Below are 13,623 nucleotides of genomic sequence, written 5' to 3'. Positions count from 1 at the left end.
TACTTTGCACCATAACCCTCTTAACTATGTTAGAAGTTAGACATTTTCTAAGTATCAGGGATGAAGCTTAGGTGCGAAAATAGATTATCTGAAGAGACAAATTCACTATCCATGTTAATTGTTACGGGATGGGAAATTTGTCACAATTTTTGTCGACTTTCCAAGAGAAATCTGTTGCATCCATACTCTATTTTTCATAAAATTAATCCATTACAATGAAATTCAGTATAATACAGTTTCGGGCGGAGGACAGAATGAAAAATAAGCGTAAACGCAAATGGAAGATTGTCGGTTTTAGCGTTTTGGGAATTTTTATTATAGGAATGGCTGTTTTCGGATATGAATATTATCAGCTACAACCGAAGAATCATTTTAAAACAGTGCCAGTCGTCAGTTCAGGCACATCAAATTCGGCAACCCCAGTAGCAACCACTGAAATAAAAGAGCCGGTTTTTAACCTGCTGTTACTTGGCTCCGACCAACGAAAAGACGAAAAAATTGGTCACTCTGACTCCATGATCCTCGTCCATGTTGATTTAAAACAACAGAAGTTTGAAGCTGTTAGTATCCCTCGTGATACACGTGTTCATTTAGATGGCTATGGCTATACGAAACTAACAAGTGTTCAATATATTATGCAATCCGAAAAAGGGGCACAAGCTGGAGTGGAAGCAGCCGTAAGTGCGGTCAGCGATTTAGTAGGCGTTCCGATTAACTATTATGTTGAAACCAATTATTGGGGCTTTCAAGCCTTGGTCGATGCTGTCGGCGGCATTGATATGAATGTACCCTATGATGTAAAATTAACCCATCCATGGTACAGCGAAAATAAGAATAAAGTGATTACCGCAGGTTCTCATTTTTTAGATGGAAAAATGGTGGCCGAAGTTGTTCATGAGCGCTACTCCCTTGCGGACGGAGAATATAGCCGCCAGCGCATGCAGGAGGAAGCCTTAAAAGGACTTGCCAAGAAGGCGTTGAGCCCAAGCAGCATCGGCAACCTGCCTTCATTAGTAAAATCAGTTCCCGATTTTGTCATTGCAACAAATATGTCAACGTCTGATATGTTAAGCCTGGGATTAGCGGCTAAGAATTTCAACCCTGACACCCAATTGGAATATCATCAAATCGAAGGCGAAGGCAAAAGAATGTACGATGACATCCTTAAAGCCAATAACTATCAATTAGTCATTGACCCGGAGAAAATTGAAGAACTAACCTCTAAATATTTTTAACATAAAACAGACCAATGGGAGTCCGTCTCCGATTGGTCTGTTTTTTTTATCCAAGAACCGATTAATGAAAAAGGAGCGCTGCCACATAAAGTGGAAATGCCCCTTTTTAATGTTGCTAACGTTCCTTAGTTATTCGCCTTTTTAATCTTCTCATTAATGTACAATTTTCCGTCAGCTGTTTGTCTTGATTCATTGCCATAGGAATCTACAGCCTTCACCTCAATGACTGCACCTGCGGCTTTCATGTCCTTCGTAGCTGTGTAATAGCCGACATAATATCCAGCTGAAACCTCCATCATTGGAAGCTCTGTCGCATTCGCCACTTGCGCTTGAACTGAATTCGTTTGTGTCAACGGCATATGAATGAAGAAGGATGTTTTCAAGCCCGGTTCACTTGTGAACTCAATCTTGACACTTTCGCCTTTCTTCAATTCCATATCTTGCGTTGGTTTTAGATTTTTGATTTGTGGAGCTGTGTACTTCACATCCACTTTGACTGATTTTTCTGTCGTGTTTCCGGCCTTATCTTTGGCGGTAACGTTGATTTGGTTGATTCCTTCATCCAGCATGATTCTAGCCGAATAGGTGCCGTTTTCAACTTTAGCGGTTGTGCCATTAACAAGGACGAAATTCAAATGATCATCCTTCACTTTTCCTTTAACCGTGACCGTTTCCGTATTCATTTTCGTTCCGTTTGACGGTGAGTCAATCGTTAACTCTGGCGCATCAGCATCAAAGGTTACTGTTACAGGTGCGGAGGCATCGGTCATCCCTTGCGATGTGGAAGCCTTTGCCGTTAATTGGTTCTCACTCTTATTGAGTTTCACATTGACCGCATAGCTGCCATCACCGTTTGCATCAACGGAAGCGACTTCTGCGCCTTTATTAAAAATATGAACCTTTGTCGTCGGCGCTGCTTGCCCTTTCACAGTTACCGTTTCAACGTTAGTAAATGTTCCGTCAACAGGTGAGGTAATCGATGGTGCCGTTACTTCATAATCAACGACGGCACGAATCATATAGTTGCCTTCAGCTTCTGGTGATGGTGTCCATGCGCCGCCAACTAGCTGCCAGCTTCGCTTCGCATTTGGACCATTCTCATCTGTTGCCAGACCAGGTGACTTCGTATTGACATCTCCTTGGATGTAGACGATATAGAAATCTCCTTCAACAAGGATTCCGTGGCTGCTTAAATCCACTAACGTCCACTGACCATTTCGAAGTGCCGTCGCATCAAAAGGACCGGCTAGTTTTTTACCAGGTGCACCATCAACTCCAGATGCATCATAAACCGCTACCTTAAAGGCAGTGCCGCCTGGAACTGGCCATTCAGAAGTCCAGAAGCGGAACAAGCCGCCGGTGACTAATGCCTTTTTATGCCCTTTTGCTAGTGACATTTTTACAGCCCAGCCATTTCCGGCATCGTAAAATGCTCTGGCGTTTTCTGCAGTTCCATCATCATAGCCGATTTCACTAGGGAAACCGATGAAAGGCTTGATATCAAAATTCTTCTCGATATTTCCTTTAAGTTTAATTGTTGCTTCCTGACTATAATAGTGTGGTGCAATGACTTTAAGTGTATAGTCACCTTCATAGGCTGTGATCGTAAAATGTCCGTTTGCATCTGTTTGGACAGGCTGAACCGCTGCGTCTTCGACAACATATACTGTCGCGCCGGCTACCGGCTGTCCTGATGCTTGATTCTTAATCGTACCAGATACAGTACCCTTCGCTAATTCCTGAAGCGTAAAGTTCGCTGTTGTTTCTCCGTCCCGGTCAACCGTTACTGTTTTTGTTTGTGAATGATAGCCATAGCTTTCGGCAATGACTGTAAACGTTCCTGTCGCATGGGTAAACTCAAAGCCTCCATTTGCAGGGTTAGTGTTAACGGAACGGCCGGATTCTAACACCGTTACTTGCGCCTGCATTGGTAAAAGCATTGGAGCAGTTGCCTTTTCAGCGCTTGCCTCTTTTTTCTTCTCAGGCATCATCATTGTGAACTTATCCGGATTGACCTTTTCCTTTTTCATGTCAGTCGATGAAGAACTGTCATTATTATCAGCTGCAACAGTGTCTGCTGTTTGTGATGTTGCAAGAGGAGTATTTGTTAGACGAACATCGTCTAAATACCAGCCGAGCTTCGTTACACTGCCATCTGTTTTCAGATTGAAAGCAATATAAATTCGTTGGCCTGCATATTCACTTAAATCGACTTGACCATCAATCCAACCATTTGACAGATCATTGACACGAAGCTTTTGAACCCAGTTTACGGCATCTGTTGAAACATAAACATGGCCGAAATCATAGTTTCTTTCAAGTTCGTACCATTGCTTGAATTGCAGGTAGCTATTTCCTTGTGGTAAATCAATTGGCGGCATCTGTAAGGACGCATTTGTGCTGTTCGCGTAGGCTCCGCTGAGATTAGTCGCATAGACTTTTTCACCAGAGAAGGCTTTGCTAGGGCCGCTTGTCGGCTTACCCCACTGCCATGGATCATTGGCTCCATAAGAAGTCCATCCGTCCCGATTACTTTCGAAATCTTGGAAATAGCCGACCGTAATTCCCGGAAGCACGGTGATTCTATGTTCACTTACCGTTTCATTTCCACCAAAGTCAACTGCTTTCCATTTGTAAACGAAAGCATTTCCCGAAATCTCTGCACCTGGAATATTCACCTGGTACGTTCCGTTTTTGTAATCGCCGCTAGTTCTTTGGGCAGGAACAGTTGTCCATGAACCATCTTGCTTTTGATATTGGAGTGATACATCTGTTACACTAATATTGTCGGCAGCTGAAGCTTCTAACGTTAGCGGCATTCCTGCAAAAACCGTGGCAGGCGCAGAATGCGTTAACACCGGTGCTTCACTGTCGTCTCCTTCTTTCGTTACCTGTCCTTTTATTTTCCCTAAACCGGTCATCACCGAAGAAACGGCATCGTATACATTCAATAATCCTGAGCCATAACCGTTATTTGGTGACTCTGGATATTTGCTGTCTGTTAAAGGAATAGCTGATGATTGTAAAATTCTTTCTAAATCATCCACTGTTAAACTTGCATTTGCTTGCTTCAATAAAGCAATTGCCGCTGATACATGTGGTCCGGCCATCGAGGTTCCATTCCATCCGCCTTCATAGCTGCTTCCTGGAACGGAAGAACGAATATTGACACCAGGTGCCGCAATCTCAGGTTTGATTTCCCCATATGGAGATGGTCCAAGTAAGGAAAAGCTACCAAGTTTGTTGTTAATATCAGTAGCTCCTGTTGCAAATGACTCTGGGTAGTTTGCTGGGTTAGCAACAGATCCAGGTCCTCCAGGATTACTTAAGGTTGTATTTCCAGCAGAGAATTCTGGGAAGATTTCTGCTGCTTTCCATGCCCGAACCATCGGACGGTACCACTCATCAAGTCCGGGACCTCCGCCCCATGAATTATTAACAACATCTGGTGCCTTATCAGGGTTTCCCCCTGGGGCAATCATCCATTCACCCGCTCTTAACAAATCTGCGTCCGTGCCGCCAGCTGATGTGAATGCTTTTACCGCAATCCACTTTGCACCCGGTGCGACACCAATCGCATTTGAGCCATTCGGCTCTGAGCCAACCATTGTTCCCATTGTATGTGTTCCATGACCGAGATCATCATATGGTGTAGTTTGACCTCGAGTTGCGTCAAGCCAGCTATACGTATTATCCACTTGATCTGTAGACGGATTATAGCCGCGGTATTTTCCTTTTAATGCCGGATGATTCCATTGAACCCCGGTATCAATCGATCCAACAACAACACCGCTGCCATCAATCCCCATTGCCCATACTGCCGGGGCTCCTACACGGTCAATATTCCATTCAATCGCATTGGTTCCAGCAGCCGGTTCTTGTACAGCGGTACCTGCAGATTTTTCCGGAACGAACAATTGTCTTGTTTCGTTCGGGAGGATTTTTTCAACCTCTAGAAAAGCCGCTGCCTTTTCCATTACCTCTTGCGTTGCTGTTACCGCAATCGCATTCACGATATAATAGGAATGTACATCCTTCGCCTTTCCAGCCTTCACTTGCTCCTCAAGAAACGCTAACACGTCAGTCTGTGTTCCCTGTGCCGTTGCTTTTAACTCGGAAACAATTGTGTTTCGCTTCAATGATTTTGTTTTTGCAGGTGTTGCCTTCTGCAGTTTAGCTTTGTCTTCCGCTGCCTTTGCAACTTTTGCAGCATCTACCTGTTCTTTCATTTTAATGAGAAAGGTGACTTTATCCTGATCAGCAAATTGTTTGTACAACTTATTCGTTACTTTTTGATTTGGAGTTAGCTCATCTTTGACTGAAACACTGGCCCCTTTTGTTGCCGCGCCGACATTCATTTGCGGCTGCATCATTAGTGGCAACACTAGAATCGCGGTGAGCAGAATCGATAACCACTGGCGTTGCTTTCTTCTCATCCTCTTACCCCCCTAAGTATTTTCCTAATCAATGAATCTACTACCCTCCTTCCTGGCGCCTACTATATGTCAATTTCTAGGTGCTACTTTAAAAATAGCCCTTTACGGCTTGTATTTGTGTCGAATTTCGTCATAGAAATTCCAATTATTAGAAATTGGTAGTTTAGTTGGTGTTGGGAAAATTGGTAAATTAGTCCAAATGAAGGTCGACAGTACTTGTTTCCTATCCAAAATATATCCTTCGGTCCATTTTCTTGGTCTTTCTAGCCCAATAAATTTCTATTTTTTAAAAAAAAGATTCATTATTCCTAGTCCATTTGATTGGTTAAAGTTGCTAAATATTGGAATTTTGTGATGAAATAGTTTTATTTTCCCACAAAGAACAAAATGTCTCCGATCCATAGGAGACATCAAGCATTAGTTTTGTATTGATTGAATAAATCGCTTAAGATTAAACTAGCGATAACTTACCACAAAAAGGAATTCAAATTAATTTAGGGTGAAAATGAGGAGGCGGAGCGCCATGAAAACGGTTTATGATTTTCAGGTGAAGATGACCAATGGTGAGGAGAAAGCATTAAAGGAATACGAGGGCAAGCCCTTACTAGTTGTAAACACCGCCAGCAAATGCGGTTTTACTCCCCAATTTAAGGGACTCCAAGAATTATATGAGAAATACAACGAACACGGGTTAATGATTTTAGGCTTCCCATGTGCACAATTCAACAATCAGGAATTTGCTGCTATTGAAGAAACGACTCAGTTTTGCCAGAGGAACTACGGTGTAACCTTTCCAATCTTCGCAAAAGTCGATGTAAATGGCGATCATGCTGATCCTTTATTCACTTTTTTAAAAGAACAGAAAAGAGGCCTCCTCACCAAAAATATCAAATGGAATTTCACCAAATTCCTTATCAACCAGAACGGCCAGGTCGTTGAACGCTATGCACCGACTACCGAACCAAGCAGCATTGAGGATGACTTAAAAAAATTATTGTCGTTATCCAATGTTTAGATCATAGAAACCCAAAGAATCCCAGTCACTTTTGTGATTGGGATTCTTTCTTCGTATAACGGCACTTTTGGAAAATCAAACGTTACCTTTACTACTGGGTTTTTCTTTTTCGCGAGGAAAATAAAAATGTAAGCAGCAAGGCGATGAATGCCCCTAGACCATCAATCAATACATCTTGAAATGAGGCAGTTCTGCCCGGCATAAACGATTGGTGCCATTCATCTGTTATCGCATACAGGAACGTAAGAAACCACGAAAGGAGATAGGGATATCGAAAGTTCCTGAACACTTGAAACAACAAAAAGGCAATTATACCAAATCCCGTTAGATGTGACGCCTTTCTAAGAATAATATTAACAGCCTTTATTAGACCCCATCCTGCATCTGGTGATTGAGTGATATCATGTTCCACAGCAAACAACTTAAAAATGGCTTTGGACGTATTTTCCCCTGTAAAATATGGCAGCTGGGTGAAGAAAAAGATTATTGCCATCCAAATAATTAACGCGAACACCCAGAATCTTTTTGACTTTGCCATTCAAACCACCTCTTACGTTACCAACCTTGGATTATATACTACAGCATAACATAAAGAGGGACGGTTTCAGTAATATGAGGTTAGCGGGTAGGGTAGTTCTTAGTAACGGTGCCCGAAGCAATAGACATTCTTCTATTGGTGACCACTTTCTCGTTTTTCACCCACTTTCCGGGCTCCAATGACCCTATTGGTGACCACATTCCCGATTTCTCGGACGGTCACTATTTCCTTCTTAAATTCAAGAACCATTAATAAAATTTACCTGTTGAGGACAAGCACCCGAACAAAGTAAAACCTTCCACATAGCATTATTAACATAGAATCAATTTTTAAGGAGGGGAAAATATGAAACTTTATTTAGATCCTGGTCATGGCGGCGCGGATCCTGGGGCCTCTGGCAACGGATTAAATGAAAAGGATATTACCTTAGATATAGCACTTAAAATCCGCGCGCTATTAGAGAATAATTATGAAAATATAGAGGTAAAAATGAGCCGGACAAGCGATACAACAAAAGGCTTAAGCGAGCGAACAAATGAGGCAAACGCATGGGGCGCAGATTATTATCTAGCCGTTCATATTAACGCTGGCGGGGGAACTGGATATGAGGACTATATATACAGCGGCATATCTGACTCTTCAGCGACAGCAAACTATCAAACAATCATTCATACAGAAGTAATAAAAACGAATCAGCTTCGCGACCGTGGAAAGAAAAAAGCGAATTTTCACGTTCTCCGCGAGTCCGCAATGCCCGCATTGTTATCGGAAAATGGCTTTATTGATAACCCGCAAGATACCGCACTGTTGAAGCAATTTTCATGGCGCCAACAGGCTGCTCAAGGTCATGTAAATGGAATTGCCAAGGCATTTAACCTCAAACTCAAACCTAATCCCCCCGTTTCTGGTTTACTTTACAAAGTTATCGCTGGTTCGTTCAAATCCAAACAAAATGCGGACGACCGTGTCGCTTTACTAGGAACAAAAGGCATCGAATCGTTTGTCCATACGACCGTAATCTCTGGTGAGACCTGGTACCGCGTTCAAGCTGGAGCTTATGCAAATCGTGAAAATGCAGAAAAAAGGTTGACTGACCTCAAAAATGCCGGCATTTCGGACGCATTCATTGTCAGTGAAAAATAGTAGCAAGAATTATGGATTCACCTGTCCGAAGTCTGCGCAGAACATCGAAAATCTATTTGACTATCAAAAAAAGAGAGAAAGAGCAGTTTGCCCTTGTCTCTCTTTTCTTTTAACTCTATAAACCTATTACATGAAGATTTGCTTTTAATTGCTCAAACAGAATTTCTGCCCCTTTTGGACTTAGAATAATATCTCCAGGATAGAGTTTATTTTTGCTTGTAACTTCTCCAGTAACTGCACAAACATTAGAAGGCTTATATTTTTGTAAAATGATGCGCTGATCTTCGACAAATATCTCTAATGGATCTTTAATTTGAATATCGAGCGTATTTCTTAATTCCTTTGGAATCACAATCCTGCCTAACTCATCAACCTTACGGACAATCCCAGTACTTTTCATAAATCTACCAACTTTCCTATCATTTTAAATTTACTATAACATAAAATACAATTATTTGTAATTTTTACTAATGGTATTTTTGTGAACAATGGGACGAGGGGACAGTTTACTGTCCCCTCGTCCCATTGCTGTTATAGTACTGCCCCGTTAGTGGCTATGACGTTTTTGTACCAGTCAAAGCTTTTCTTTTTGATTCTCTTCAGTGACCCGCTGCCCTCGTTATCCTTATCGACATAGATATAACCGTAGCGTTTTTTCATCTCGCCAGATGAAGCGCTGACGAGATCAATCGGGCCCCAGCTTGTATAACCGAGAATTTCTACCCCATCCTCAATCGCTTCAGCCATTTCAGCGATGTGTTTTCGTAAATAATCGATGCGGTAATCGTCATTGACTTCGCCTTCTGGAGTGACATCATCAACTGCACCAAGTCCATTTTCGACAACAAATAATGGTTTTTGGTAACGATCATACAGCTGATTTGCCGTAATACGGAATCCTTTAGGATCGATGGTCCATCCCCATTCCGATTTTGCAACATAAGGGTTCGAAACCGAACCGAATACATTCCCGCTTGTCATGTTTTTGATAACCTCAGGATCTGTACTCGTTGTCCTACTTGAATAATAGCTAAATCCAATATAATCAACTGTACCTTCTTTTAGAATTTCCTCATCATTTGTTTCCATTTCAATGGATATTCCATGATCTTTAAAGAAACGGTTTGCATAAGCAGGATACTTTCCACGAGATTGAACATCGATAAAGAAGTAGGATTCGCGGTCTTTTTCCATACCTTGAAACACATCTTCAGGATTACATGTAAAAGGATAAAAGCTGCCAGCCGCCAACATACATCCTATTTTTGCATCCGGAATGATTTCATGGCATGCTTTAACCGCCAATGCACTTCCCAGTAATTGGTGATGAGCTGTTTGATATTGAATTTGTTTTTGGTTATCACCTTCTTTAAACACAAGACCGGCACCCAAAAAAGGCAAGTGAAGAAGCATATTAATTTCGTTGAAGGTGAGCCAATATTTTACCTTATCTTTATAGCGTGTAAAAACAGTTTTAGCATACATTTCAAATAAAGAAACCAGTTTTCGATTTCTCCAGCTGCCGTAATTTTCAATTAAAGCAACAGGAACGTCAAAATGAGCTAAAGTGACAACAGGTTCAATATTGTATTTTTTTAATTCATCAAATAAATCATCATAAAATTGTAAGCCTGATTCATTTAGTGATGTTTCCTCACCACTCGGGAAAATTCTTGCCCATGAAAGAGAAATACGCAAAGCTTTGAAACCCATTTCTGCAAACAAGGCAACATCCTCTTTGTAATGATGATAAAAATCAATAGCTTCATGGGACGGATAAAATTCCCCATCCTGCGGCCGAAGCGACGGAACGTTCCCTTTCATTATCGTTCTTCTGTTTTCACCAGTTGGTAGCAAATCAACAATAGTTAATCCTTTACCATCTTCCAAATAGGCACCTTCAGCTTGATTTGCGGCGATTGCCCCTCCCCATAAAAAGTCTTTAGGGAAGTGATTTGTTTTATTATGTTTCATTTAAAAATCCTCCTTATTTATTACATAAATACGGTTCCGACAAATAATCGAAACCGTATATTTTTTTATAGTTGCAGCGCAAGTATACTCTCTTTTTCAGTTACTACACCGCTTTTTATAATATTAACCATTTGATAATCGGAAGAGTTTGTTATGATAACAGGTGTAATAACTTCAAAACCGGCTTCTTTGATTTTGGCCATGTCAAACTCTAATAATAAATCCCCAGCTTCTACATGATCATCTTGTTGTACATGTGCCGTAAAGTATTCGCCATCCAACTTGACTGTATCAAGACCAACATGGATTAAAATTTCAGCACCTTCTTCAGATGTAATCCCAATCGCATGTCTTGTTTTAAAGAAAGAAGAAACGGTACCATCGACTGGAGCAACTACACGGCCAACAGATGGAAGAATGGCAAACCCTTTTCCCATTGCTTCCGAAGAGAAAACTTGATCATTAACTTCTTTAAGAGCTACAACTGTTCCCTCAATCGGGCTAAGGATTTCTTCATTATTTTTTGTGGTGCTATTGACGGTTTCTTGTTCCTTTTCTTCAACAGGATCTTCAAAACCAAGAATATACGTAATGGCCGCTGAGACAACAAATGCTGTTACAATCCCGATAATAAGCCCTGGAAAACCTTCCCCCCCAGGTCCGTAGAAAATAGGTAAAGTTAATAATCCGGGAGCTCCAGAAGCAAAGGCTTTTGTTCCCGCAAATCCAATTATCCCTCCTCCGACTGCAGCCCCGATGACCCCAGCAATAAATGGCTTTTTAAGAGGTAAGGTTACACCATAGATAGCTGGTTCTGTAATCCCGAATAATCCTGTCACTACGGTAGAGCCTGCCAATGTTTTTAATCGTTTGTTTTTTGTCTTTAACATAACACCAAAGGCTGAACCAGTTTGGGCAAAAACAGAAGCGGCAGCAGCTGGTTTTACACCGTCTTTTCCATATATCGCAATGTTATTAATGAAAACTGGGATCAATCCCCAGTGAATACCAAACATAACAAGCAACTGCCAGCTGGCGCCCATAATCGCACCGGCTAAAATTGGATTCCATGCAAATGCTGCGACCATTGCATTTGCCACTGCATTACCTGCACTAACACCAATAGGACCAAATACAATCAATGTCAAAGGAACCATGACAACTAGTAAAATAAACGGTGTCAAAAAGTTTTTAATGCTTTCATGAATCCGACGATTTAAAAATGTTTCAAGTTTGCTCATAACAATGATCGATAAAATAATTGGCACTACGGTTGAAGCATAACTCATCATCGTAACTGGAATGCCAAGGAAACTGACTCCGCCTTCAGGTGGCGTAGCTTTTAAAGCGACAATAGAAGGGTAAATTAATGCACCGGCAATCGTCACTGCCACAAATATGTTTCCGCCAAATTTTCTAGCTGTTGTAATCGCAAGCAACACTGGTAAGAAATAAAACAGGGCATCTGATGCTGCATATAAAATCGTATAGGTTGTGCTTGTATTCACTAGCCAGCCAAAGTTTGATGCGAGTAAAAGCAACCCTTTTAAAATACCTGCACCTGCCATTACTCCGAGCAGCGGCGCAAAAAGGCTTGATACAACATCGACTACTTTGCCGACAACATTGCCTTTTTTATTGTCTGAGGGACTTTCTTTTTTCTTTGAGTCGTTTAATATGTTGGATATTTTGCCAATTTCCGCATAAACTTCTGGAACACTATTTCCAACTACTACCTGGAATTGACCGCCGCTTTCTTTAACAGTGATGACCCCGTCCGTTTTTAGTAATTTTTCTTTGTTTGCTTTTGATTGATCTTTTAAACCAAACCGTAACCGTGTTGCACAATGAACGAGGGAATTTACGTTTTCTTCTCCACCCACTAATTCTAAAATTTCTCTTGCTAATTTTTCTCGGCCCATTTCTATACACCTCCAAATAAATAAAAAAGGCAAAACCCAAATCATTCGATAAAAAACAACTGTTTTATCGTAAAATGATTTAGGTTTTGCCTGCGTAATCAGTAACAATCCTAAAAAAAATAAATATTTATTTTATAGCAATAAGATAGCACGTGCTAGCATGATTTGTCAACGCTTTCTCGACGAGATTTTTATTTTTTTGACAATATTTCTCCCTACTTAGATATCTTATGGCGGCTTGTCACCCGATGAATATGAACGGTTAAATAGATTTCTTCATCCTTCGTTATCCTCCAATTAAATTGATTAGCTAAATAAGCGGCAATTTTTTCCGTGCACGAATAAGCATCCGTATATTTTAGCTTGATCTCATCAAAGAAGAAAAGATCCATCGTCTCTTCCATTTTTTCTTTGCGAATAAAACGGATGGCAAAAAAACGTAGATGAGTTAAAAATCGTTCATAATTTACCGAACTTTCATCCAATTCCATTTTAAAATGGTATTTCACAATTTTCAGAACTGTACTTACCATCTCGGTAATTTGTACTGCGGCCGCCATGTTCTCACCCGATAGCTGGCTATTGACTAAATGCAAGGCAATGGAAGCTGCCTCATCCTCATCAAATCGAATTCCCGTATCGTTTTCAATGATATCCAAAGCGTTTAAGGCAATCTGAAACTCCTGCTTATAATATTTCCGAATTTCCCATAGAAGTGGATTTTTTAAATGAATTCCCTGTTTATGCCTGCTAATGGCAAAGCTGATGTGGTCGGTTAGTGCAACATATAAATATTCGTCTAATTTGTAAGGAAGATGGGACCTGGCATAGTCCAAAAGTTTCGCAGAAATGTTCAAGTATTTTTCGGACGTATCCCGTAATAATTTTGCCAGCTTTTCTGATATCCCATGTGTCTCCAACACAAAGGTCTTCTCGATTTTAGTCGGATCAATGGTCTCGCCCACTTTCTTCTGAAAGGCCAAGCCCCTTCCCATGACGACAATTTCTTGATTCAATTCATTACTTGATACGACGACATTATTGTTTAAAATCTTCTTAATTTCCATTTCCACTCGCCCTTGATTAAATTATTTGAAAGATAGGGATAAAAAATAAAAAAACCCAAATTTGTTAAAAGAATAACACTTCCGTCATTCTTTCACAAACTTAGGTTTTGCCTGCCGAACAGTAACAATCCACTTTTCAAATGTAACCGATTACTTTCATTTTTACCATTTTGCTTTATGTTTGTCAATAGTGAGGCTCGGGAAGACCATGAGGACAGGCTCCCTGTCCCTTTTCTTTTACTCTGGATAATTGTTTAACTGTAACACCATTCAACACTTTTAGTTTCAAAATA

At 40.8% G+C, this 13,623-nt stretch carries 9 protein-coding genes; 3 read left to right on the top strand and 6 right to left on the bottom strand.

Going from position 1 to position 13,623, the window contains the following annotated elements; genetic code table 11:
- Nucleotides 1–254: 254 nt before the first annotated feature.
- Entirely contained in the window at nucleotides 255–1,235 is a 981-nt protein-coding gene (locus ACFVSW_RS05595) for an LCP family protein (RefSeq protein ID WP_387313246.1), read from the top strand.
- Nucleotides 1,236–1,360: 125 nt separating this feature from the next.
- Here the strand turns inward: ACFVSW_RS05595 and ACFVSW_RS05590 are convergent, their stop codons facing one another.
- Nucleotides 1,361–5,671, bottom strand: a complete 4,311-nt coding sequence (locus ACFVSW_RS05590; RefSeq protein ID WP_387313244.1) for a S8 family serine peptidase — start codon at nucleotides 5,669–5,671, stop codon at nucleotides 1,361–1,363.
- A 523-nt stretch (nucleotides 5,672–6,194) separates the two neighbouring features.
- Between ACFVSW_RS05590 and ACFVSW_RS05585 the strand changes: the two genes are divergently transcribed.
- Nucleotides 6,195–6,686: a glutathione peroxidase gene (locus tag ACFVSW_RS05585; RefSeq protein ID WP_387313242.1), complete on the top strand. Its 492-nt coding sequence runs from the start codon at nucleotides 6,195–6,197 to the stop codon at nucleotides 6,684–6,686.
- A 91-nt stretch (nucleotides 6,687–6,777) separates the two neighbouring features.
- On the opposite strand, the gene ACFVSW_RS05580 is transcribed toward ACFVSW_RS05585, so the two are convergent.
- The gene (locus ACFVSW_RS05580; protein ID WP_387313239.1) at nucleotides 6,778–7,224 is read right to left on the bottom strand and encodes a VanZ family protein; all 447 of its coding nucleotides are present in this window, start codon (nucleotides 7,222–7,224) and stop codon (nucleotides 6,778–6,780) included.
- A 345-nt stretch (nucleotides 7,225–7,569) separates the two neighbouring features.
- Here ACFVSW_RS05580 and ACFVSW_RS05575 point away from each other — a divergent pair, with 345 nt between their 5' ends.
- The gene (locus tag ACFVSW_RS05575; protein WP_387313236.1) at nucleotides 7,570–8,367 is read left to right on the top strand and encodes an N-acetylmuramoyl-L-alanine amidase; all 798 of its coding nucleotides are present in this window, start codon (nucleotides 7,570–7,572) and stop codon (nucleotides 8,365–8,367) included.
- A gap of 115 nt (nucleotides 8,368–8,482) precedes the next feature.
- On the opposite strand, the gene ACFVSW_RS05570 is transcribed toward ACFVSW_RS05575, so the two are convergent.
- The 4 genes from ACFVSW_RS05570 to licT form a co-directional block, all read right to left on the bottom strand.
- A complete protein-coding gene (locus ACFVSW_RS05570) occupies nucleotides 8,483–8,767 on the bottom strand; it encodes an AbrB/MazE/SpoVT family DNA-binding domain-containing protein (RefSeq protein ID WP_387313234.1) in 285 nt (94 codons plus the stop codon).
- A 131-nt stretch (nucleotides 8,768–8,898) separates the two neighbouring features.
- The gene (locus ACFVSW_RS05565) at nucleotides 8,899–10,341 is read right to left on the bottom strand and encodes a 6-phospho-beta-glucosidase (protein ID WP_387313232.1); all 1,443 of its coding nucleotides are present in this window, start codon (nucleotides 10,339–10,341) and stop codon (nucleotides 8,899–8,901) included.
- A gap of 65 nt (nucleotides 10,342–10,406) precedes the next feature.
- A complete protein-coding gene (locus ACFVSW_RS05560; RefSeq protein ID WP_387313230.1) occupies nucleotides 10,407–12,263 on the bottom strand; it encodes a beta-glucoside-specific PTS transporter subunit IIABC in 1,857 nt (618 codons plus the stop codon).
- 215 nt (nucleotides 12,264–12,478) lie between these two features.
- Complete coding sequence (gene licT / locus ACFVSW_RS05555) at nucleotides 12,479–13,330, bottom strand: BglG family transcription antiterminator LicT (protein ID WP_387313228.1); 852 nt, start codon at nucleotides 13,328–13,330, stop codon at nucleotides 12,479–12,481.
- Nucleotides 13,331–13,623: the final 293 nt, after the last annotated feature.

The sequence above is a fragment of the Neobacillus sp. NPDC058068 genome (assembly GCF_042885335.1).
In the GTDB taxonomy this organism is placed as follows: domain Bacteria; phylum Bacillota; class Bacilli; order Bacillales; family Cytobacillaceae; genus Neobacillus.
The sequence above is the reverse complement of the archived record's forward strand: the minus strand, read 5'-3'. Positions and strand labels throughout refer to the sequence as shown.